General features: G+C 73.5%; 19 protein-coding genes. 3 read left to right on the top strand and 16 right to left on the bottom strand.

The annotated features are described in order from the left end of the window. Positions 1-68 precede the first annotated feature (68 nt). Entirely contained in the window at positions 69-1,523 is a 1,455-nt protein-coding gene (locus ACFRMQ_RS15500; RefSeq protein WP_380730968.1) for a hypothetical protein, read from the bottom strand. A gap of 624 nt (positions 1,524-2,147) precedes the next feature. On the opposite strand from ACFRMQ_RS15500, the gene ACFRMQ_RS15505 reads away from it, so the two are divergent. Continuing rightward, positions 2,148-2,840, top strand: a complete 693-nt coding sequence (locus ACFRMQ_RS15505; protein WP_380730969.1) for a bifunctional DNA primase/polymerase — start codon at positions 2,148-2,150, stop codon at positions 2,838-2,840. Between the two features lie 185 nt (positions 2,841-3,025). Here the strand turns inward: ACFRMQ_RS15505 and ftsY are convergent, their stop codons facing one another. The 5 genes from ftsY to ACFRMQ_RS15530 all read right to left on the bottom strand — a co-directional run bounded on the left by ftsY (position 3,026) and on the right by ACFRMQ_RS15530 (position 10,428). Then, a complete protein-coding gene (gene ftsY / locus ACFRMQ_RS15510) occupies positions 3,026-4,258 on the bottom strand; it encodes a signal recognition particle-docking protein FtsY (RefSeq protein WP_380730970.1) in 1,233 nt (410 codons plus the stop codon). Positions 4,259-4,305: 47 nt separating this feature from the next. Next, entirely contained in the window at positions 4,306-7,896 is a 3,591-nt protein-coding gene (gene smc / locus ACFRMQ_RS15515) for a chromosome segregation protein SMC (RefSeq protein WP_380730971.1), read from the bottom strand. A 155-nt stretch (positions 7,897-8,051) separates the two neighbouring features. Next, positions 8,052-8,255 (bottom strand): hypothetical protein, encoded by a 204-nt coding sequence (locus ACFRMQ_RS15520; protein ID WP_045702518.1) that lies wholly within the window; start codon positions 8,253-8,255, stop codon positions 8,052-8,054. Positions 8,256-8,703: 448 nt separating this feature from the next. Continuing rightward, positions 8,704-9,003, bottom strand: coding sequence for an acylphosphatase (locus ACFRMQ_RS15525; protein ID WP_380730972.1), 300 nt, complete (start codon positions 9,001-9,003; stop codon positions 8,704-8,706). A 78-nt stretch (positions 9,004-9,081) separates the two neighbouring features. Beyond that, complete coding sequence (locus tag ACFRMQ_RS15530; RefSeq protein ID WP_380730973.1) at positions 9,082-10,428, bottom strand: hypothetical protein; 1,347 nt, start codon at positions 10,426-10,428, stop codon at positions 9,082-9,084. Positions 10,429-10,747: 319 nt separating this feature from the next. Between ACFRMQ_RS15530 and ACFRMQ_RS15535 the strand changes: the two genes are divergently transcribed. Further along, positions 10,748-11,668 (top strand): hypothetical protein, encoded by a 921-nt coding sequence (locus ACFRMQ_RS15535; RefSeq protein ID WP_380730974.1) that lies wholly within the window; start codon positions 10,748-10,750, stop codon positions 11,666-11,668. 75 nt (positions 11,669-11,743) lie between these two features. On the opposite strand, the gene mutM is transcribed toward ACFRMQ_RS15535, so the two are convergent. The 10 genes from mutM to ACFRMQ_RS15585 all read right to left on the bottom strand — a co-directional run bounded on the left by mutM (position 11,744) and on the right by ACFRMQ_RS15585 (position 21,748). Next, complete coding sequence (gene mutM / locus ACFRMQ_RS15540) at positions 11,744-12,658, bottom strand: bifunctional DNA-formamidopyrimidine glycosylase/DNA-(apurinic or apyrimidinic site) lyase (RefSeq protein WP_380730975.1); 915 nt, start codon at positions 12,656-12,658, stop codon at positions 11,744-11,746. 95 nt (positions 12,659-12,753) lie between these two features. Next, the gene (rnc, locus tag ACFRMQ_RS15545; protein ID WP_380730976.1) at positions 12,754-13,542 is read right to left on the bottom strand and encodes a ribonuclease III; all 789 of its coding nucleotides are present in this window, start codon (positions 13,540-13,542) and stop codon (positions 12,754-12,756) included. Positions 13,543-13,562: 20 nt separating this feature from the next. Continuing rightward, on the bottom strand, positions 13,563-13,736 hold the full coding sequence (rpmF, locus tag ACFRMQ_RS15550) for a 50S ribosomal protein L32 (RefSeq protein WP_188303282.1): 174 nt from the start codon (positions 13,734-13,736) through the stop codon (positions 13,563-13,565). 2 nt (positions 13,737-13,738) lie between these two features. Continuing rightward, entirely contained in the window at positions 13,739-14,425 is a 687-nt protein-coding gene (locus tag ACFRMQ_RS15555; RefSeq protein WP_380730977.1) for a YceD family protein, read from the bottom strand. 135 nt (positions 14,426-14,560) lie between these two features. Continuing rightward, positions 14,561-15,757 (bottom strand): cell division initiation protein, encoded by a 1,197-nt coding sequence (locus ACFRMQ_RS15560; protein WP_380730978.1) that lies wholly within the window; start codon positions 15,755-15,757, stop codon positions 14,561-14,563. A 188-nt stretch (positions 15,758-15,945) separates the two neighbouring features. Next, on the bottom strand, positions 15,946-16,437 hold the full coding sequence (gene coaD / locus ACFRMQ_RS15565; protein WP_380730979.1) for a pantetheine-phosphate adenylyltransferase: 492 nt from the start codon (positions 16,435-16,437) through the stop codon (positions 15,946-15,948). A gap of 49 nt (positions 16,438-16,486) precedes the next feature. Further along, positions 16,487-17,068, bottom strand: a complete 582-nt coding sequence (gene rsmD, locus ACFRMQ_RS15570; RefSeq protein WP_380730980.1) for a 16S rRNA (guanine(966)-N(2))-methyltransferase RsmD — start codon at positions 17,066-17,068, stop codon at positions 16,487-16,489. Between the two features lie 90 nt (positions 17,069-17,158). Next, entirely contained in the window at positions 17,159-17,692 is a 534-nt protein-coding gene (locus ACFRMQ_RS15575; RefSeq protein WP_380730981.1) for a hypothetical protein, read from the bottom strand. Positions 17,693-17,796: 104 nt separating this feature from the next. Then, positions 17,797-20,028 (bottom strand): ATP-dependent DNA helicase RecG, encoded by a 2,232-nt coding sequence (recG, locus tag ACFRMQ_RS15580; protein ID WP_380730982.1) that lies wholly within the window; start codon positions 20,026-20,028, stop codon positions 17,797-17,799. Between the two features lie 52 nt (positions 20,029-20,080). Beyond that, on the bottom strand, positions 20,081-21,748 hold the full coding sequence (locus ACFRMQ_RS15585; protein WP_380730983.1) for a DAK2 domain-containing protein: 1,668 nt from the start codon (positions 21,746-21,748) through the stop codon (positions 20,081-20,083). 264 nt (positions 21,749-22,012) lie between these two features. Between ACFRMQ_RS15585 and rpmB the strand changes: the two genes are divergently transcribed. Beyond that, positions 22,013-22,198, top strand: coding sequence for a 50S ribosomal protein L28 (gene rpmB, locus ACFRMQ_RS15590; RefSeq protein ID WP_014138233.1), 186 nt, complete (start codon positions 22,013-22,015; stop codon positions 22,196-22,198). The last annotated feature ends 200 nt before the right edge of the window (positions 22,199-22,398 follow it).

A 22,398-nucleotide genomic window follows, 5' to 3' on the forward strand; every position in this document is an offset into this window, starting at 1 on the left:
GGGGCGGGTCGGACGGTCGGACAACCGGGACGGTCGGATCGCCGACCCGGTCGGACCACCCGACCCGGTCAGACCACCGAGACGTACTCCGGGATGTCCTGGACCACCCGCTCCTTGAGCCGGCTCACCGCGTCCACGCCCTTGAACCGCTCCGCCGCGGCCTCCGTGGTCTTGCGCACCCGGGAGTTCAGCCGTTCCGAGCGGACCTTGGTCGCGATGTCCACCGCCTCCTCGGCGTACCTCACCGCCTCCTCGGCCTCCTTCTGCAGCAGGTGCACGCTGGCCATGCCGACCAGGTTGAAGGCGAACGAGCGCACGTGGTCGGCGTCCTCACGGAACAGGTCGACCGCGCGCCCCATCACCGGTGCGGACATCGAGGCGTAGAGCCCGGCGTTGTCCGAGTGGTACGCGAGGTCACGGTAGGAGTGCGCGTTCTCGGCGTTCAGCTCGGCCGGCGAGAAGAACTTCAGCCAGTCCGGCTCGGTGTCGCCCTCCCGGATGTCGGTGTAGGTGTCCTCGGCCAGCCGGATCGCCCGGGCGCAGCGGTTGACCTCGCCGATGGTGGCGTAGGCGCGCGCCTCCATCGCGTACAGCAGGGACTGCTGGCGCGGGGTGGCGGCGTCGCGGCTGCCGTACTGGGCCAGGTGGATCAGTTCCAGGGCGTCCTCGCCCCGGTTGAGGTGGATCATCTGGCGGCTCATGTCGGTGAGGATCAGCGCGCCGAACGGGCGGTCGCCCGCCTCCTTGGCGGCGTGCAGGGCGAGCACGTAGTACTTCTGCGCGCTCGGGTGCATCCCCACGTCGTACGACATCCACCCGGCGAGGTGGGCGAGTTCGGCGGTGAGCCGGAACAGCCGCTTGGTGGTGGCCTCGTTGTACGTCTCCTGGAGCAGGTCGGTGACCTCGTGGAGCTGGCCGACGACGGCCTTGCGGCGCAGCCCACCGCCGTTCTGCGCGTCCCACTGCCGGAACATGACCGTGGTCTGCTCCAGCAGTTCGAGCTCGGGTTCGGAGAGCCGGCCGGTGAACGCCTCGCCGCCGTTGGCCGCGGTGAGGATCGGGGTGGGGACGCCGGTCGGGCCGGGGGCGAGCCAGCGCTGCATCGGCTCGATCAGCGCGGCGCCCGCGGTCAGCGCCAGCGAGGTGCCGAGGAAGCCCCGGCGGTTGAGCATGAGGTCGCTGCGGGAGTAGTCGCTGATCAGCTGGACGGTCTGCTCGCCGCTCCACGGCAGGTCGACGCTGCCGCCCACGGTCGAGACCGGGATGGCGGCGCGCAGACCGAGGTCCTCGATCGAGACCACTGAGCCGAACCGCTCGGAGAAGAGTTCCGACATGATCTTGGGGATCGGTTCACGGGGCTGTTCGCCGTCGAGCCAGCGGCGCACCCGGGAGGTGTCGGTGGACACGTGGTGAGCGCCGATCTGCCGGGCCTTGCGGTTGACCTGGCGGGCCAACTCGCCCTTGGACCAGCCACTGCGGGCGAACCACGTGGTCAGCTTCTCGTTCGGTTGCTTCTCTGCCATGGGTAGCGTCCCCATCCCGCCCGGCCCCCAACGGGGCCCCGATCGTGACCGCCCGACGGTTGCGGGCTCTTGCCAGACGTGCCGTACCTGAAGTGCTGCCGTGCCGGGCCGCAGCGCCCTCGCACTGGCGTGCCATCGTCGCGGACGATCAGTCAGATCCCCAACTCCCGTGGCCGGTCGGCCCGGAGCGGGCTCCTCGACGAGATCCGCGTGCTGAACGTAATGCCCCTCAAGGGGCCCGCGGGAGCGGCCCTGGCGAAACGCCACCTTTCGCCACCCCCAGGAGTGAACCGCAGCCCGGGGGCGCACGCTTCACTTAGGGGGTCCCGACGGCCCGGCATATGCGGCCCGCCAAGTCACCCGGCGCTTCCCGGAGGACCCGGCGGGCCCGCAATCCACCACGGCCCCAGGCGAGTTCACCGTCCACTCCGGACGGCGACAGTCCCACGAACACGACGATCCGGCATCGGTGTCACCACCACAAGGCGGCGCCCGAGGCACACGGACGGAACAGGCGCACACCACGCGCTGCGCGCCGCCACCGCACTACGCACCACACGGCTGACAATCGACACACAGTCACCGTCCCGTAACCATCGGCTACGAGAACCTGTTGGGGGAGGCATGGACAACCTGTTCGGCGAACTTCGACTGGGGCACCTTCGGCTGGCACCGCTGGGCACGCGCCGCCGCACCAAGGCCACCGCGTCCCAGGCCGCCGCGGAGTACACCGGTCGCTGGGGCTGGGCGGTCGTCACCGGCGACCCGGCCGACGGCACCCCGGCCGACGGCGCGACCGCCCCGACCCGCTGTCCCTGCGGCTCCGTCCTGTGCGCCGCACCCGGCCCGCACCCGCTGCCCGGTGGCGGGGGCCGGACCCGCGCCGCCCGCACCGGGGCCTCGGTGCTGTTCCCCACCGGCCGCGCCTTCGACGTCCTGGACGTCCCCGAGCAGGCCGGTCTCCAGGCGCTGGTCCGGCTGGAGCGGATGGGCACCCAGGTGGGCCCGGTGCTCGCCGCCCCCACCGGCCGGCTCCAGTTCCTGGTCGCCGTCGGCACCGCCCGGCGCCTGCCCGACCTGCTGTACCGGATGGGCTGGGACGACGCCGCGCTCGACCTGGTCTGCCACGGCGAGGGCGGCTACGTCGCCGCCCCGCCCACCGTCATCGGCGGCCTCGGCCCGGTCCGCTGGCTGCGCCGGCCCACCCGGGACAACGCGGGCTGCCCGCCCGAGGCCCGGCTGCTGCTCGGCACCCTCGCCTACGCGTGCCACCGCGGCCGCGAGCGCACCGCCGAACCGGCCTGGGTCGCCTCGTGAGCCGGGCGCTCCCCTCCGGAACGCGCTGAACCGGCGCCGCCGCCGGCCCGGCGCCCACGACCAGGCAACCGCGACTCGGCGCGCCCACGACCCGGCGCCCGCGACGAACGCACGACGGAGCGGAGACGGAGAGACGCGAAAGGGCCCGCTCCCGGAAGGGAGCGGGCCCTGGTGCGCGGGGAGCCTCAGTCCCCGATCAGCGCGTCCACGAACGCCCCCGGCTCGAACGGAGCCAGGTCGTCCGCGCCCTCGCCCAGGCCGATCAGCTTGACCGGCACGCCCAGCTCGCGCTGGACCGCGACCACGATGCCGCCCTTGGCGGTGCCGTCCAGCTTGGTCAGCACGATGCCGGTGATGTCGACCACCTCGGCGAACACCCGGGCCTGGATCAGACCGTTCTGGCCGGTGGTGGCGTCCAGCACCAGCAGCACCTCGTCCACCGGGCCGTGCTTCTCGACGACCCGCTTGACCTTGCCCAGCTCGTCCATCAGACCGGTCTTGGTGTGCAGCCGGCCGGCGGTGTCGACCAGCACGGTGTCCACGCCCTCGGCGATGCCCTCCTTGACCGCGTCGAAGGCGATCGAGGCCGGGTCCCCGCCCTCCGGGCCGCGCACGGTGCGCGCCCCGACCCGCTCGCCCCAGGTCTGGAGCTGGTCCGCGGCGGCGGCCCGGAAGGTGTCGGCGGCGCCGAGCACCACCTTGCGGCCGTCGGCGACCAGGACACGGGCCAGCTTGCCGGTGGTGGTGGTCTTGCCGACGCCGTTGACCCCGACCACCAGGACCACGGCCGGGCCCTCCTCGTGCTTGGTGGAGCGGACGGTGCGGTCGGAGTCCTTGCCGATCAGCTCGACCAGCTCCTCGCGCAGCAGCGCGCGCAGCTCGTCGGGCGTGCGGGTGCCGAGCACCTTCACCCGGGTGCGCAGCCGCTCGACCAGCTCCTGGGTGGGGGCGACGCCGACGTCCGCGGTGAGCAGGGTCTCCTCGATCTCCTCCCAGGTGTCCTCGTCCAGGTGCTCCCGGGAGAGCAGCGAGAGCAGGCCCTTCCCGAGCGAGTTCTGCGAGCGGGAGAGTCGCGAGCGCAGCCTGACCAGCCGGCCCGCGGTGGGCTCGGGGACCTCGATGGCGGGTGCGGTCTCGGCGACCTCGGGGGCCTCGACGACCTCGACGGCCTCGGGGGCCTCGGGGGCCGCCGTCTCCGCCGGGAGTTCCACCTCCTCTATGGTGCGGCGGGGCGCCTCCGTCGGCGGAGCGGCCTCCTCACCGACCTGGGGCTCCTGCGGGGTGGGCTTCGGCGCCGTGATGACCGGCGCCTGCGACTTCGGGGGCAGCTGCTGGCGTCGTCTGCCGGAAACGACGAGGCCGGTGATCGCGCCGACGGCGACCACGGCGATGACTACGGCAAGGATCACGTATTCCATAACGGCTCCAGTATCCGCGACCGGAGCCCGGATGGACCGCAGCCTCCCTAGACGGATGCGGTGCGCAGCACCCTCGGCCGCCGTTCCCGGTGCCCGTCCCGCAGCCGCTGGCTGATCACCTGGGAGATGCCGTCGCCCTTCATGGTCACGCCGTAGAGGGCGTCGGCACACTCCATGGTGAGCTTCTGGTGGGTGATCACGATCAGCTGGGAGCTCTCCCGCAGCTCCTCCATGATCCCGATCAGCCGGCGCAGGTTGGTCTCGTCGAGCGCCGCCTCCACCTCGTCCATCACGTAGAACGGGCTGGGCCGCGCCTTGAAGATCGCCACCAGCAGCGCCACCGCGGTCAGCGAGCGCTCGCCGCCGGACAGCAGCGACAGCCGCTTGACCTTCTTGCCCGGCGGGCGGGCCTCCACCTCGACGCCGGTGGCCAGCATGTCGTCCGGGTCGGTCAGCACCAGTCGGCCCTCGCCGCCCGGGAAGAGCCGGGCGAAGACGCCCTCGAACTGGGCGGCGGTGTCGTGGTAGGCCGAGGTGAACAGCTGCTCGACCCGCTGGTCCACGTCCCGGACGATGTCCAGCAGGTCCCGCCGACTGCGCTTGAGGTCGTCCAGCTGCTCGCCGAGGAACGCGTGGCGCTCCTCCAGCGCGGCGAACTCCTCCAGCGCCAGCGGGTTGACCTTGCCGAGCTGCTGGTACGCCTTCTCGGCCGCCCGCAGCCGCTTCTCCTGTTCGGCCCGGACGTACGGGTACGGCTCCCCGGGCTCGCCGCCCTCCTCCGGCGGGGACGGCGGGACGGGCTGGTCCGGCCCGTACGAGGCGAGCAGCCCGCCGCCGTCGATGCCGAACTCCTCCAGCGCGCGGGCCTCCAGCTGCTCGATCCGCAGCCGCTTCTCCGCCCGCAGCACCTCGTCCCGGTGCCCGGCGTCGACCAGCTTGTCCAGCTCCTCCTTGAGGTCGCGGCCGTGCTCGCGGTGCTCGCGCAGTTCCTGCTCGCGCTCGGCGCGCTCCTGTTCGACGGCCGCCCGCCCGGTGTCCGCGCGGGCCAGCGACACTTCCAGGCAGGCCAGCAGCTGCCGGGCGCCGGCCGCGACGGCGTTCGCCACCGCGGCGTCGTGCTCGGCTCGCCGGCGGCGCTCGGCGGTGCGGGCGCGCGCCTCGCGCTCGGCGCGGGCGGCCCGGTCCAGCTGGTCGGCCCGGCCGCTCAGGGCTCGCACCCGCTCCTCGTGGGTGCGCACCGCGAGCCGGGCCTCCAGTTCGGTCTGCCGGGCGGTGCTCGCGGCCGCGGCCAGCCGCTGCTGCTCGGCGGTGTCCGGCTCGTCCTCCCCGTCCTGGGCCGACTGCTCGGCGGCGGCCAGCCGCTCGGCCAGCTCCTCGGCGTCGTCGAGCAGCCCGGTCAGCCCCTGCTCGGCCCGCTCGACGGCGGCCGACAGCCGCTCGGCCTCCCCGGCGGCGGCTCGGGCCTGCCCGCCGAGCCGCCCGAGCGCTCCGGCCGTCCCCGCCCGTTCCTTCTCCGCCTGCCGCCGCCGCTCGGCCAGTTGCTCCACCTCGGCGGCCGACTCCCGGCGCCGCTCGGCGAGTTCGGCCAGCCGCTCGGCCGACTCGGCGCAGCGGGTGGCGAGTTCCCCGATCGCCCGGGCCGTCTCGTCCACCGCCGCCTGGGTCTCCAGCAGGCTCGGCGCGCCGCCGGACCCGCCCTGGGCGAACCCGGCGCCGAGCCGGTCCCCGTCGAGGGTGACGGCGCAGGATCCGGGCAGCGCGGCGACCAGCCGAAGCGCCCGGTCCAGGTCCTCGACCACCACCACCCCGGACAGCAGCTGCCGGACGGCACCGAGCAACTCGGCCGGGCCGTCGACCAGTTCGGCCGCCCAACGGGCACCTTCCGGCAACGTCCCCGGCGCGTCGCGCACGTCGGCGGCACCGGCGATCAGCAGCGCGGCCCGGCCGGCGTCCTCGGCCCGCAGCAGCCGCAGGGCTCGGGCGGCGGCGGACGGCGAGTCGACGGCCACCGCGTCGGCCGCCGCACCGAGCGCCGCGGCGACGGGCACCTCGTACCCCTCCTCGATCCGCAGCAGCGCGGCCGCCGGGCCGAGCAGTCCGTCCAGCCGCTCCCCCGCGTCCAGCAGCGCGCCGGTGCCGTCCTTGCGGCGCAGCCCGAGGGAGAGCGCCTCGTGCCGCGCGACCAGCCCGGCCCGCTCCCGCCCGGCGTCGCCGGCCGTCTCCCGGGCGGCGGCCAACTCGGTTTCCATGACGGCCAGTTGCTCACGCGCTCGCCGGTAGCGGGCCTCCTCCCGGTCGTCCTCCCCGGCCAGGCCGTCCACCTGCCGCTGGAGTTCGTCCAGCTCGCCCCGCGCCTCCTCGGCCCGCAGCAGCGCCTCGTCCCTGGCCTCGGCGAGCCGACCGGTCTCGGCCTGCGCCGCGGCGGCCCTGGACCGGGCCGCGGCCGCCTGCCCCTGGAGCCGGGCCAGGCCCTCCCGGCGGTCGGCGATGGCCCGGGCGGCGTCGCGCAGCCGGCGCTCCTCGGCGGCCAGCTCCCGCTCCGACTCGCTCCCGCGCTCGACCGCCTCCGCCAACGCGTACCGGGCCTCCTCCAGTGCCTCGGCCAGCGCGGCCTCCTCCTCCCGGACCCGCCCGGCCTCCCGCTCCAGCTCCTCCGGGTCGCGCCCGCGCCGCTCCTCCCCCCGTGCCCCGGCGGCGGCGTGCCGGGCGCGGGCCTCGGCCAGTCCGATGGTGCCGCGGGTGCGCTCGGCGAGCGCGGAGAGTCGGTACCAGGTCTGCCGGGCGGTCTCCAGACTCGGCCCGAGCCGCTGGACCTGCGCCTCCAGGACGCGCTCGCGCCGCACCGCGCCGGCCAGCTCCTGCTCGACGGTGGTGCGGCGCAACCGCAGCGCCAGCTCGTCCGCGACCTCGGCCTCGACGGCCCGGCGCAGCGCGCACAGGTCGTCGGCGAGCAGCCGCAGCCGGGCGTCCCGCAGGTCGGCCTGGATGCCGGCGGCCCGGCGGGCGATCCGGGCCTGTCGGCCGAGCGGTCCGAGCTGGCGGCGCAGTTCGGACACCAGGTCCTGGACGCGGTTGAGGTTGGCCTGCATCGCGTCCAGCTTCCGCAGCGCCTTCTCCTTGCGCTTGCGGTGCTTGAGGACGCCGGCCGCCTCCTCGATGAAGGCGCGCCGGCCCATCGGGTCGGCGTGCAGGATGGAGTCCAGCTGTCCCTGCCCGACGATGACGTGCATCTCGCGGCCGATGCCGGAGTCGGAGAGCAGCTCCTGGATGTCCAGCAGGCGGCAGGTCTCGCCGTTGAGCGCGTACTCGCTGCCGCCGTTGCGGAACATGGTCCGGGTGATGGTCACCTCGGAGTAGTCGATCGGCAGGGCGCCGTCGCCGTTGTCGATGGTGAGGCTGACCTCGGCGCGGCCGAGCGGGGCGCGCCCGCTGGTCCCGGCGAAGATGACGTCCTCCATCTTGCCGCCGCGCAGCGTCTTGGCCCCCTGCTCGCCCATCACCCAGGAGAGCGCGTCGACCACGTTGGACTTGCCGGAGCCGTTCGGTCCGACGACGCAGGTGATGCCGGGCTCGAAGCGCAGCGTGGTGGCGGAGGCGAAGGACTTGAACCCGCGCAGCGTCAGACTCTTCAGGTGCACGCGGCCGGTCTCCTCGTTCGCTCGCGACAGGGACCGACCCTATCCGGAGCACGACACGACGAAGGGACGCCACATCCGGGCGTCCCTTGCAAGCTGCGTCCCTTTCGGGGCGGCTCAGTGCACAGCGGCGTCGATCTGCGAGGACCGGGCGGGACTCAGGTGAGAGCCGGCTCCCGCTGATCCAGATCGATGCTGTTGAGCAGCGAGTGCTCGTCAGCGACAGCGGTGAGAGCGTCGTTCTCCGCCTGCATCCGAAGGAGCTCGGCTTCAAGGTCCTGGACGCGCTGCTGGAGCCGTCGCATCTCGGAGAGCATTCGCGGGTCGGGGCCGCCGACGTACCCGAGAAGCGCCTTTGCCATGATGAATGGTCCTCCACGCTGAGTGACCGAACCGGAACGGTACAGGTCTAGGGGGAAGGGGGACGCACGCGCGGCGCGCCACCGGAAGTGCTGGCTGGGCACTACGGCACAACCACCGTGAGCTGGGCTCACGAGGGCATGCGCCTACCGGGAGAACGCGGTCGTGTGCGCGGGCTTCCAGCGTCTCACCAAAGACGGAAAGGGTCAACACGATCACCGCACGCTACCGCGCCCCTGTCACCTGCCCGGCGGTGTCGTCACGCCTGGGGGGTCTCGGGACGGGTCCACGACACGCTCGTGGATCATCGTTCGATGCGGAGTCAACCACGAGTCTGCCCGGATGGCAACCTCGTGACACCGCCGGTTCCCGATCTTTTCCCCGCCGCCCGCGCGGCGGGGCGGCGACGGGCCGGCGAGCGGGCGGCGACGGGCCGGGAACCCGGACGGCTCAGCGGATCTCGAAGCCCTCGTAACCGGGGCCGACGGCCGTCCAGATCTCGGTGACACCGGTGACGCCGCCCGGGGTGCCGGGGCCGCGGAGCCGGGCCAGCAGTTCCTCGCAGTCGGCCGCGAGCCCCTCGGCCACCACCTGCACCCGGCCGTCGCCGAGGTTGCTCGCGTAGCCGCTCAGGCCGATCTCCAGCGCCCGCGCCCTGGTCCACCAGCGGAACCCGACCTGCTGGACCTTCCCCCGGACCCAGGCGGTCACCCGGACCGGTTCCTCACTGTGGGCGTCGCGACCGTGCATGCCCCGACCCTAACCCTCGCGAACGGGAGCGGCCCCGCCGGAGGACCGGCGGGGCCGCTGGAGTGGCGGGCGGGCGGGTTACCAGTCCCCGCCGCCGAAGTCGCCACCGCCGCCGAAGTCTCCGCCACCACCGAAGTCACCGCCGCCGAAGTCGGAGGCGTTGAAGTCGGCGCCGGTGAAGTCGCCGCCCTCGTACTGGTCCTGGTAGCCGCCGCCCATCATCGGCGCGGCCGCGTAGGCCGGGGTGCTCATCATCGAGCCGAGCATGGTGCCGACCAGCAGGCCCGGCAGCAGACCGCCGCCACCGAAGCCGCTGTAGTACCCGCCCGCGTACGGGGCGTACGCCGGGCCGGCGTTCCAGTACGGCTGCGGGCCCTGCTCGGTGTCGACGGTGCGGATCGCCGGGTCGAGGCCGGCCGCCATCCGGTCCGCGTCGGCCTGGCAGACCGGCACGGAACGGGCGGAGCCGCCGGCCGGGGCCCAGTCGACGTCCTTGACGGACGGACCGTGGCGCGGGTCCATGAAGCACGGGGGACGGCGCTCGGGCAGCGGCCGCTTCTCCCGCCGGGCGGCCAGGGTGGCCAGCGAGAAGCGGCCCTCCTCGATCGCCTCGGTGACCTGCTTGACGTCCTCCGGCCGCTTGGCCTCGTCCATCAGCCGCTTGGACGTGTCGTACGAGTCCAGGGCCCGGCTGTAGTCGGTGCGCTGGGAGTCGTCGGCGTCCGCGGCGGCCGGGTTGAAGTCGAGCCGCTCCAGTTCGACGCCGAAGGCGGTGATGTCCTCGTCCACCACCCGGCGCAACTGGTCCAGCTCGGCCCGGGCCTGCGCCTCCTTGCGCTGCTTGGCCCGGCGGAACAGGAAGAAGACGCCGGCCCCGGCCAGCGCCAGCAGCACGACCGGGATGACCACCCAGGCGATCGAGGTGCTGTGGTTGACCCCGGTGCCCTTGGTCTGCGGGGCGGCCTGGTCGACGAAGGAGTTCAGCGTGGCGTCGATGTCGCCGCCGTTCGAGCGGGCGGCCGCGCCGGCGATGCGCTGCGGCTGGCCGGCGCCCATCGCGCCGCGGTCGCCGCCGGCGTCGAGCGTGCCGTCGTGCCAGACCGCGTAGACGCCGTCGATGCCCACCAGGGTGCGGAGGTCCTGAAGGGTGGCCTTGCCGAACGCCTTGTCGGGGATGACCGCGACAAAGATCGGCTTGTCGGCCTTGTCGATCTTCTTGCTCAGGGCCTCGGCCTGGGACTCGCTGAAGCGGCTGGTCATGGCCGGGGCGACGTAGACCTGCCCCTTCTTCATGGCGGCGGCGGCGTCGCTCAGCCCGCCCGCGGCCGAGGCCGTCGGTGCCGACAGGAGCATCAGCAGCCCGAGCAGCGCCGCCACCAGGGCAAGCGGCCCGGCGCCCCGGGAACGTCGTGCAAGGGTTCTCATGCCCTCGACGCTACCGTGACCGGCCCGAAAGCACGCCATACCCTTCGCATACTGGTATCGACAAGAGTCCCCGTCGTCCGCCGGGGTGGCGCCCCTCCTCGGGGATGATGTTTCCCCGAGCTTCCCCTGAGACGGGACCGGCGCGGGAACCCCGCGAGGCCCCCGGACGTACGTCCCGGCGGGCCCGGCCCGGTGCCGGGGCACTGCGGGGGCGTGCCGACCGTACCGCGCGAGCGGGCATAGTGGTCCCGGACCACCGGTCCCATTGCCTTTTCTTTACTCAGCCCGTTCCTGACCCAACTCCCGATCGGAGCGCTCGGTGATCATCGGCCTCGTCACCGCCGTGGCGGCATCCGCCTGCTACGGCACCGGCTCGGTCCTCCAGGCCGTCGGATCCCGCCGCTCCGCCCGGGAGGAGGCCGCCAAGGGCGCCACCACCTCGACCACCGAACACGGCGGCCCGAGCCTGTCCTCGACCGCGAAGGCCGCCGTCACCTGGGAGTTCATCCTCGGCACGGTGCTGGACCTGGTCGGGTTCGGGCTCGGCGCGCTGGCCGCGCGGCTGCTGCCGCTGTTCCTCTCCCAGACCATCATCAGCGCCAACCTGGTGATCACCGCGGTGCTCAGCATCAAGCTGCTGGGCATCCGGCTCAAGCAACTGGAGTGGGCCTCGATCGGCGTGCTCTGCTCGGCGCTGGTGCTGCTGGCCGTCTCGGCCGGGCCGGAGGGCGGCCACCACGTGGCGATGTCCTTCCACTGGGCGCTGCTGATCGCCACCACCGTGCTGCTGGCCGGCGGCAGCCTGCTGGTGCGGCGGATGGGCGCCAACGGCGCCATCGTCGCCGGCCTGCTCTCCGGCCTCGGCTTCGGCGCCCTGGGCGTCGGGGTGCGCATCCTCAACGGAATCGAGCCGTTCGCGCTCGGCCCGCTGCTCTCCGACCCGGCCCTGTACGCCGTCCTGGTCGGCGGCCTCGGCGGCATGTACATCCACACCGTGGCGCTCCAGATCGGCTCGGTGAACGGCGCGACGGCCGCGCTGGTGGTCGGCGAGACGGTGCTGCCCGGCGCGGCCGGCGTGCTCTGGCTCGGCGACTCCTCCAAGGCCGGCCTGGGCTGGCTCGGGGTGGTCGGCTTCCTGCTCGCGGTGGTCTCCGCGGTCGGGGTCGCCTACTTCGGCCAGGACACCCACGGCACACCCGGGGAACCGGCCCCGCAGGAGCCCGAACTCACCCGGAAGTAGCGCTCGGCCCGAGGGCCCGAGGGCCCCGTCTCCCGGGTTTCGCCGCGCACCCGGCAGAGGCCCGGGAGACGGGCCCTAACCGCGGGTGCGCGGCACGCGCTGGCAGCGGGGGCAGAAGTAGCTGGAGCGGTTCATCCAGGACGCCCGCCGGATCGGGGTGCCGCAGCGGCGGCAGGGCTCCTGCTCGCGGCCGTAGGCGTCGAGGTCCCGGGAGAAGTAGCCGCTCTCGCCGTTCACGTTGACGTAGAGGCTGTCGAAGCTGGTGCCGCCGACGGCGAGCGCCGCCGTCATCACGTCCCGGGCGCCGGCCAGCAGCAGAAGGGCCTGCGGGCGGGTGAGCGTCGCGGTCGGGCGGTCGTAGTGCAGCCGGGAGCGCCACAGCGCCTCGTCGGCGTAGATGTTGCCGACGCCGCTGATCAGGCTCTGGTCGAGCAGCGCCCGCTTGACGGTGGTCCGCTTGGCCCGCAACGCGGTGACGAAGGCGGCGTCGTCGAAGCGCGGGTCGAGCGGGTCGCGGGCGATGTGCGCGATGGAGACCGGAGTGCCCTCCGGGTCCCCGTCCTCGGCCTCCTCGACCGCCAGGCCGCCGAAGGTCCGCTGGTCCACGAAGCGCAGTTCGCGCCCGCCGTCGGCGAAGCGCAGCCGGACCCGCAGGTGCGTCTCGTCGGGGACGGACGGGTCCTGGACGAGGAGCTGGCCGCTCATCCCGAGGTGGCCGATCAGCGAGAAGCCTCCCCCTGCCTCCGGCCGGGGGGACCCCGATCCGGCCCGCGGCCTCCCCGTGCCGGTCAGCGGCACCCACAGGTACTTGCCGCGCCGCTGCGCGGTGCCGAGGGTGGTGCCGATCAGCCGGGCCGAGAAGTCGGCCGCGCCGGCAGGCTGGCGGCGCACCGCGCGCGGGTGCAGCACCTGGACGTCGGCGACGGTCCGCCCGGCCACCCAGGTGGCCAGACCACGGCGGACGACCTCGACCTCGGGGAGTTCGGGCACGGGAGAACGCCTCCTGCTCGGCACGGATCGGCATCGGTACGGATCGGCGGGAGTGAAGGCTACTGCGCGGTGGGCCCGGCGTGCCGGGCCGCCGCTCAGGCCCCGGCGGGGAGCCGGTCGGCGTACTTCTCCTTGATCGCGCGCCAGGCGCTCTCGGCGGCCTTCTGCTCGGCTTCCTTCTTGGAGCGGCCGACGCCGCTGCCGAAGTCCTCGCCGGCCACCCGGGCCGCCGCGGTGAAGGTCTTCTCGTGGTCCGGACCGGACTCCATGACCACGTACTCGGGCACGCCGATGCCCACCGAGGCGGTGAGCTCCTGGAGGCTGGTCTTCCAGTCCAGGCCCGCGCCCAGCTGAGAGGACTCCTCGATCAGCGGGTCGAACAGCCGGTGGACGAACTCGGTGGCCGCGTCCAGTCCCTGGTCCAGGTAGATGGCGCCGATCACGGCCTCGACGGTGTCCGCGAGGATCGACGACTTGTCGCGGCCGCCGGTGCCCTCCTCACCCTTGCCCAGCCGGATGAACGTGCCGAGCTCCAGGCCGCGGCCGACGTCCGCGAGCGCGCGGGAGTTGACCACGGCGGCGCGCAGTTTGGCGAGCGTGCCCTCCGGGACGTCCGGGTGGACGCGGTAGAGGGTGTCGGTCACCACGAGGCCCAGCACCGAGTCGCCGAGGAACTCCAGGCGCTCGTTGGTGGGCAGCCCGCCGTTCTCGTACGCGTACGAGCGGTGGGTCAGGGCACGCACCAGAAGGGCGCGCTCGAGCGTGTACCCGAGGCGCCCTTCCAGGACGTCGTATTCGGTCGAAGCCGGCCCACCGGCCTTGCCACCGCCCGAAGGACCCTTCGGGGCGGAGGACGCCTTGCGGGTGGAGTTACCGTCCGACATCGATCCGTGCACCCCGCCGATCAGACCGAGAGGACCTGGCGACGGTTGTACGTGCCGCAGCTCGGGCACGCGATGTGGCCGAGCTTCGGCTCGTGGCAGCTGTCGCACGCCACGAGGGCCGGAACGACGGCCTTCCAGTTGGACCGACGGTGGCGCGTGTTGCTGCGCGACATCTTCCGCTTCGGAACAGCCACGGCTACTTCTCCTGGTTCTCGGCGAGACCCTCACGGGTGTCGCTGGTCTTGATCCCGTCACCCTCGTCGCCGGGGGCGGCGGAGAGTCCCTGCAGAGCCGCCCACCGGGGGTCGGCGGCGTCGTGGTGGTGCGCCGGGTCGTCGCTCAGGCGCGCTCCGCACTCGGAGCACAGGCCCAGGCAGTCTTCCTGGCACACCGGCTGCAGCGGCAGTGCGAGCACCACCGCGTCACGCAGCACCGGCTGGAGGTCGAAGAAGTCGCCCTCCAGGCGGTAAGTCTCTTCTTCCGAGTCCTCGTCGAGGTCCTCGGCCCCGGTCGTCGCGGCGCGATGGCGCTCGTCCGACTCCGGGTAGTAGTACAGCTCCTGGAAGTCGACGTCGATGTCGAACTCGACGGGCTCCAGGCACCGGACGCACTCGCCCTCGACCCGGGCCTCGGCGGTGCCGGTGACCAGCACGCCCTCGACCACGGACTCCAGGCGGAGCTCCAGCTCGATCGGGCTTCCTTCCGGAACCCCGACCACGTCGACGATCCCGAGGCCCTCGGGGGCCTCCAGGGTCCGGCTCACCTTGCGCATCGAGCCCGGGCGACGGCCGAGCTCGTGCGTGTCAAACACGAGGGGGTCGCGGTGGTCGAGGCGGTTCACAGTGTCCTGACTTCCATAGGAATCGACGAAGAGTGTCCCCATACGAGTCGGCGTTGCGAGCGGGCAAGCCGACGGCCGGACATGGGGAGGCCGGAGTGGTCAGACTACCGGAGTCTCCCGCCAGGCCCAACTTCGGTCCCGTCAGGAGACTCCCCGCACCGTCGCTCCGGGGCCGGTTCAGCGGCCGCCGAGCTCCCGCAGCCTGGTCATGTCGATCATGCTGGTGTCGAAGAAGCTGGTCTCGTCCAGGCCCTGGCCCTGGCCCTGCTGCTGGCCCTGACCCTGGCCCTGCTGCTGGTGCGGCACAGTCGGCGGGGCGGCGGGCGGCTGCGGGTAGGCGTAGGCGTCGTACGACTGCGCCGGGTAGCCCGGCTGCTGCTGGTACCCGTAGCCCTCGCCCTGCTGGGGCGGGTAGCCCGGCTGCTGCGGGTAGCCGCCCTGCTGCTGGCCCCACTGGGTGTTGTACGGGTCACCCTGGCCGGCCGGGTCGAAGCCTCCGCCGTACACCTCGGCGTACTGCCCGCCCTGCTGCTGGGCGGCCGCGTACTGGTCCGTGCCGGGAGCCTGCCAGCCGGCCGCGGCCGGGGCCGACTCCGGCCAGGTCTGCTGCTGCGGGACCTCCTCGCGGTACCACGCGATGTCGCCGCCCTCGGCGTCCTCGGCGAAGCCCGCCGCCACCGCCTCGGCCCGCTCCTTGGCCTGCTGGGCCTGGTCGGCGGCGGCCAGGTAGGCGCCCAGCTCGTCGATCGGCCGCTTGCCGAGCAGCTTGTCGCGGCCCTTGCCGACCGCGTCGAGGGTGGCGCTGAGCACGTTCTCCAGGGTGGCGAGCTTCACATCGACGTACTCGTCCACCTCGGGGCTCGGGCTGATCCGCTGCGGGCGGAACTCCTCGCCGTCGCTCTCGCCGCCGGACTCGGCCTCGAAGACGCCGGAGTCGCCGCGCAGCTTGGTGCGGCCGCGGCCGACCGCTCCCAGCGTCTTGGTCAGCACGACCTCGAAGTTGGCGAGCTTGCTGTCCACGTAGTCGTCGGCCTCGACCCGCTTGGTGTCGACCTCGGCGCGCGCCTCGGCGAGGATCCGGTCGGCCTCGGCCTGGGCCCGGCGGACCACCTCGGTGTCCGAGATCAGCGAGCCGCGCTCGGCGTGCGCGCCCTGGATGATCCGCTCGGCCTCGGCCTGGGCGCCCGCCACCACCTGCTCGTGGTCGGCCATCACCGACTGGGCCTGGGCCAGTTCGGCGGGAAGGGCCGCCTTGAGGCTGTTGAGCAGGCCGATCAGCTCGGCCCGGTTCACCACGCAGGAGGCCGACATCGGCATCGAGCGGGCGTTCTCGACCGCCGCCACGATCTCGTCGACCTTGTTCTGCACGTCCACGGGGCTTCCACTTTCCGTGTGCCGCCGACGGTCCGGCGGAGGCAGGCCCGACGCGGTGGACCTCACCGCAGGGCAGGGAGTACTGACTGTACGGCCACTGCCCTGCGGGTTCCCAACCCCCGAGCCGAACGGGCGCCCGGGGAAACGGACATGACGTGATGAAACGGCGGAATCGGACAGCGAGCGGGCTACTGCGCGGCCTTGCGCTCCGCGATCCGCTCGACCAGCCGGCTGTGCACCGCCTCCGGCAGCAGGTGCGAGACGTCGCCGCCGTACGAGGCGACCTCCTTGACCAGCGTCGAGGAGAGGAAGCTGTACGTCGGCGAGGTCGGCAGGAACAGCGTCTCCACCGCGGTCAGGCCGTTGTTCATGTGCGCCATCTGCAGCTCGTAGTCGAAGTCGCTGACCGCGCGCAGGCCCTTGACGATCGCCGGGATGCCCCGCTCGCGGCAGAAGTCCACCAGCAGGCCCTGGTGCGACTCGACCACCACGTTGCCGAAGTCCGCGGTGACCTCCTCGATCAGGCCGATCCGCTCGTCGATGGTGAACATGCCCCGCTTGTTCCGGTTGACCAGGACCGCGACGTGCACCACGTCGTACAGCTTCGAGGCGCGCTCGATGATGTCGAGGTGGCCGTTGTGGATCGGGTCGAACGAACCGGGGCAGACGGCTCGGCGCATGGCGTGTGTGCTCCCTCGTGGGGTGACGGCTACTGCGGGCCGCGGCCCGCTACTCCTGATCTCCGGCCGCGGCGGCGCGACCGTACCAGAGCGTGCCCTCGCCGTAGCGGCGGGAGCGCAGCCCCTCGAACCCCTCGGGCCAGCCGAACTCGCCGCCCCGGGTGCTTCGCTCCACGGTGACGAGTGCGTCCTCCGCGAGCCAGCCCCCGGCCGACAGTGTGGTCAACATCTCGCGCAGCTCCCCGTCCGTCACCGCGTACGGCGGGTCGAGGAACACCAGGTCGTACGGCGTCTCCGGGGCCGGGCCGGCGATGACCTTCTCGGCCTTGGCGGCCCGCACCTCGGCGCCCGGCAGGCCCAGCGTCCGGACGTTCTCCCGGATCACCCGGGCCGCCTGGCCGTCCGCCTCCACCAGCAGGACGTGCTCGGCACCGCGCGACAGCGCCTCCAGGCCGACCGCGCCCGACCCGCCGAACAGGTCCAGCATCCGGGCCCCGTGCACGGTGCCGCGCAACGCCTCCAGGGTGGAGAACATCGCCTCACGGGCCTTGTCGGAGGTCGGGCGGGTGCCCCGGCCGGGCGGTACGGCCAGTCGGCGGCCGCCGGCCGCCCCGGCGATCACGCGGGTCATGGTGGTGGGAGGTCCTTTCGTCGCTGCCCGACCACGCTATACGGCGCGGGCCCCGCCGGGCTCACCGGCGGGGCCTGCGGGGAGTGCGGCTCAGCTCGCCTCGGCGCCCGCCGAGGGGGCCGGGACGGACGCGCCGAGCAGGGCCGGCGAGGCGTAGCGGGACCAGGACAGGCAGCCGTCGGGCGGGCAGAACTCGGGGCGGCGCGGGTCGTGCCCGAGCTCGCGCAGCTTGGTCCGGACGGAGTCGGGCGTGCGGCCGAAGCGGGCGGCGATCCGGGCGACGGTCTCACCGTCGTGGAAGCGCCGGACCAGTTCCTCCTCGTGCTGCGGCACCCAGGGGGCGCCGTGGCCGGGGTACAGCTCGCGCAGCACGTCGCGGTCGGGGATGGGCTCGGAGACGTCGGCGACGATCGCCAGCGCCCGCAGCGCGCGGTTGAGCGCGATCCGCAGCGAGGCGACGTCCTCGACCGGCAGGCGGAGCTTGCCCGAGGCGAGCGGCGCGGCCGCCGCCCCCTCGCGCCAGCCGGTCAGGGTGAGGGTGACCTCGCGGTCGTCGTCGCTGGCGAGTTCGATCCGGAAGACCTTGTCGCCCAGCGGGAGCTCGTTGAGATGACGGAATGCCATGGCATGACCCCCAAGTGTCGCGCCAGGAACGCACCTTGGGGGTGCGCCCTGAACACCTTCATTCTCTCGTGGGGGTCTGACAATCCGGCGGGCCCGGGGCCCGCTCAGCCCTTCTCCATGTAGGCCGCGCGGTCCTCGTCGATCAAGCTCTCCAGCGCGGTGCGCAGGTCCGGGTGGGCGGCCAGGTCCGGGTCCTCGGCGACCAGCCGGGTGGCCTCGGTGCGGGCGGTCAGGATGACCTCCTCGTCCTCCAGCACCGAGAGCACCTTGAGCGAGGACTTCACCCCGGACTGCGCCTGGCCCAGCACGTCGCCCTCGCGGCGCTGTTCGAGGTCGATCCGGGACAGCTCGAAGCCGTCCAGGGTGCCGGCCACCGCGTCCAGCCGCGCCCTGGCGGGGCTGGCCCCGGGCATGTCGCTGACCAGCAGGCACAGGCCCGGGGCGCTGCCGCGGCCGACCCGGCCGCGCAGCTGGTGGAGCTGGGAGACGCCGAAGCGGTCGGCGTCCATGATGACCATCGCGGTGGAGTTGGGGACGTTGACGCCGACCTCGATCACGGTGGTGGCGACCAGCACGTCCACCTCGCCGGCCGCGAACCGGCGCATCACCTCGTCCTTGGCCTCCGGCGCGAGCCGGCCGTGCAGGATCTCCACCCGCAGGCCGCTCAACGGGCCCTTCACCAGCATCTCGGCGGTCTCCACCACCGAGAGCGGGGGCCGCCGTTCGTCGCTCGCGGCGCCGGCGTCCGGGGTGGTGAGGTCCTCGAAGTCCTCCTCGGCCGCCTTGCGCCTCTTCCTGGCCGCCTTCGGGTCGGCGGCCGGTTCCTCGTCCCCGATCCGCGGGCAGACCACGTACGCCTGGTGGCCCTTGGTGACCTCCTCGCGGACCCGCTCCCAGGCCCGGGTGAGGAAGTTGGGCTTCTCCAGCGCCGGGACGACGTGGGTGGCGATCGGCGAGCGGCCGGCCGGCAGCTGGTCCAGGACGGAGGTCTCCAGGTCCCCGAAGACCGTCATGGCGACGGTGCGCGGGATCGGGGTGGCCGTCATCACCAGCAGGTGCGGCGGCTGCTCGCCCTTGGCGCGCAGCGCGTCCCGCTGCTCGACGCCGAAGCGGTGCTGCTCGTCGACCACGACCAGGCCGAGGTCCTGGAACTGGACCTTGTCCTCGATCAGCGCGTGGGTGCCGATGGCGATACCGGCGTCCCCGCAGGCCATGTCGAGCAGCGCCTGGCGGCGGGCGGGGACGCCCATCGAGCCGGTCAGCAGCACCACCCGGGTGGCGTGCTCGGAACCTCCGAGCATGCCGCCCTCGGCCAGGTCCCCCATCATCTCGACGATCGAGCGGTGGTGCTGCTGGGCGAGCACCTCGGTGGGCGCCAGCAGCACGGCCTGGCCGCCCGCGTCGACCACGGCCAGCATGGCGCGCAGCGCGACCAGCGTCTTGCCCGATCCGACCTCGCCCTGGAGCAGGCGGTGCATGGGGTGTTCGGTGGCGAGGTCGGCGGCGATCTCGGCGGAGACCTTCCGCTGGCCCTCGGTGAGGGTGAACGGCAGCCGGGCGTCGAAGGCGTCCAGCAGGCCGCCCTCACGGGCCGCGCGCGGTTTGGCCGGCAGCGCGGAGTCGGCGGCCCGGCGCTGGGCCAGGGCGACCTGGAGCACGAAGGCCTCGTCCCAGCGCAGCCGGCTCTGGGCGCGCTCGCGGTCGGCCTGGTTCCGCGGGCGGTGGATCAGCTCCAGCGCCTCGGGCAGCGCGATCAGGTCGTGCCGCTCGCGCAGTTCGGCGGGCAGCGGTTCGCCGACGTCGCCGAGGTGCTTGGTGAGGGCGGTCTCGACGCAGATCGACAGCTTCCAGCTGGGCATCTGCGCACTGGCGCCGTACACCGGGATGAGCCGGCCGGCGAACTGCTTCGCCGCGTCCGACCCCGCTTCCTCGTCGAGCAGCTGGTAGTCCGGCGAGACCAGCTGGCGGGAGCGGTTGAAGACCCCGACCTTGCCGGCGAACAGGCCCTGGGCGCCGGCCCTGAGCTCCTTCTGCCGCCAGCCCTGGTTGAAGAAGACCAGCGAGAGCCGGCTGCGGCCGTCGGTGACGACGACCTCCAGCCGGTCGCCCTTGCGGCCGCGGAACGGGATCAGGGTGACCTTCTCGATCCGGGCCAGCACGGTGACGTGCTCGTCGACCTCCAGCTCGTCCAGACTGGTGAGCTGGCCGCGTTCGACGTAGCGGCGCGGGTAGTGGTGCAGCAGGTCCCCGACCGTGCGCAGCTTGAGGCTGTCGGCGAGCACCTTCGCGGTGCGGTCGCCGACGAGCTTGGTCAGTGGTTCATCGAGAGCGCCCATCAGGCCCCCTGTCTACACCACGGGACCGACGAACCGGTTCCTACTCCACGTCCTACTCCACCCCGATGAGCAGCGGCGCCGGTTCCTGCCCGCCGTGGAAGACCACCGCGTCCACCTCGGGCCGCCGGTGCCGGACGTGGGCGACCAGCCGTTCGGCGAGCGCCGCGTCGGTGCCGCCGCCGAGGACCAGGGTGACGAGTTCGCCGCCCGCGCCGAGCATCCGGTCCAGCACGCTCTCCCCCACCTGGGCCAGCCCGGTGCCGATCACCGCGACGTCGCCGTCGATCAGCCCGAGCACGTCCCCGGCCTGGCAGACCCCGGCCATCGTCCAGGACTCCCCCTCGGCGACGGCGAGTTCGGCGTACCGGGTGGCCCCGGCGGCGGAGGTCATGGCGACCACGTCCTCGTCGAAGCGGCGGCCGCCCTCGTGCACCGCCAGCGCCGCCAGCCCCTGCACCGGCGAGCGGGTGGGCAGCACGGCGATCCGTATCCCCTCCTCGCGCAGCTGGTCGGCGGCGGCCCCGGCGGCGGCGCGCAGTTCGGGGTCGTTGAGCAGCAGGACGACCTCGCGGGCGGCCGAGCGGCGCACCGCGGCGGCGAGTTCGGCGCTGGCCGGCGGGCGGTCCGGGTCGGCGTGCAGGACGACGGCGCCGGCCTGTTCGCAGAGTTCGGCCAGGCCGTCGCCGGAGACCACCGAGAGCACCGCGCGGGCCCGTTCCTCGCGCTCGCCGCGTTCGGCGGCGGTGCCGGCCCGGGCGGCGGCCTCGGCGAAGTGGGTGATCCGGATCTGGTGCGGGCGCCCGGCCTCGACCCCGGCCTCCACGGCGGCGCCCGCGTCGTCCACGTGGACGTGCACGTTCCACAGGCCGTCGCCGCCGCCGATCACCAGCGAGTCGCCGAGCGTGGCGAGCCGCTCGCGCAGCGCGGGCAGCGCCTCGTCCGGGGCGTCCAGAAGGTAGATGACCTCGAAGGCGGGGTGGCCGGGGCCGGGCGGCCTCAGGTGCGTCTCGCAGTGCTCCGCCGCCCGGACGTCCCCGCGCAGCGCGACCGGCCCCATCGGCTGCTGCCCGGCGACGGCGTCGGCGAGCGCGCCGAGGACGGCCACCAGGCCGCGCCCGCCGGCGTCCACCACGCCGTTCTCGGCCAGCACGGCGAGCTGCTCGGGGGTGTGCCGCAGCGCGTCCCGGGCGGCCCGGTAGGCGGTGTCGGCGACCTGCGCGAGCCCGTCCCCGGCCCGGACGGCCTCCCTGGCGGCGACCCGGGCGACGGTCAGCAGGGTGCCCTCGACGGGCTCCGCGACGGCCTGGTAGGCGGATTCGGCGGCCCGCTGGAGGGCGGCCCGCAGCTGTTCGGCTCCGCCGCCCTCGGCCAGCGTCTCGGCGGTGCCGCGCAGCCACTGGGCGAGGATCACCCCGGAGTTGCCGCGGGCACCGACCAGCGCGCCGCGGGCCATCGCCCGGACGGTGTCGGCCAGCCCGGGGGCCGGGTCGACGGCGGGGTCGGTGAAGCGGCTCTCCACCTCGGCGGCGGCGGACTCGACGGTCAGGTAGAGGTTGGTGCCGGTGTCGCCGTCCGGGACGGGATAGACGTTGAGCGCGTCGATCTCCTCGCGGGCCTGGCCGAGCGCGCGCAGGGCGAGCTGGCACCAGGTGCGCACGGCCGGGGCGTCGAGCGTGTGCAGCACCAGGTCTCCTCCGGGTGGGACGCCGATGTGGCCCATGGGGCAGCAACTCATTCGGATGCAGCGGCGAGGGGTGATACCCGCAGGCTATCGGGGGCCGGGGAGGGCCGGCCGGTCCGGCGGCCGGAGCGATCACTCGGCCGGTCATGGTAGTTTCGTGGGACGGAAGCAAGCGTTGTATGCTCTTCCGGTTGCCTGGAACCGTCCAGGCTCACCCCCTTGTCCGATCCGGTTCACGCGAGTGTTCTGGTGGCTGAGTGGGGTTTTCGAAAGTATCTGATCTGAAGTCTTGGAGTGACTCCTGTGGCTGCCAACTGCGACGTCTGCGGCAAGGGGCCGGGCTTCGGCAACAGCATCTCCCACTCTCACCGCCGTACCCCCCGTCGTTGGAACCCCAACATTCAGACGGTGCGCGCTGTGATTGGGCGGACGCCGAAGCGGCTCAACGTCTGCACCTCGTGCATCAAGGCCGGTAAGGTCTCGCGCTGACGCGCAGACCGGCATGCCGGTCCTCCAGTGAGCCGGTTCATCCTCGGATGGGCCGGCTTCGCTGTTTTCGTGACCGGCTACGCCGTTTCCGGACTCACCGGTGGTGGGGGGGGGGCCCCCGGGGCCCCCCCCCCCCCGTTTGCCCGGGCGGGGGGGCCCCGCGCCCCGCGGGGTGGTCGGGGCCCCGCGCCGCCCCCAGC

This window comes from Kitasatospora sp. NPDC056783, from assembly GCF_042789895.1.
Lineage (GTDB): Bacteria > Actinomycetota > Actinomycetes > Streptomycetales > Streptomycetaceae > Kitasatospora.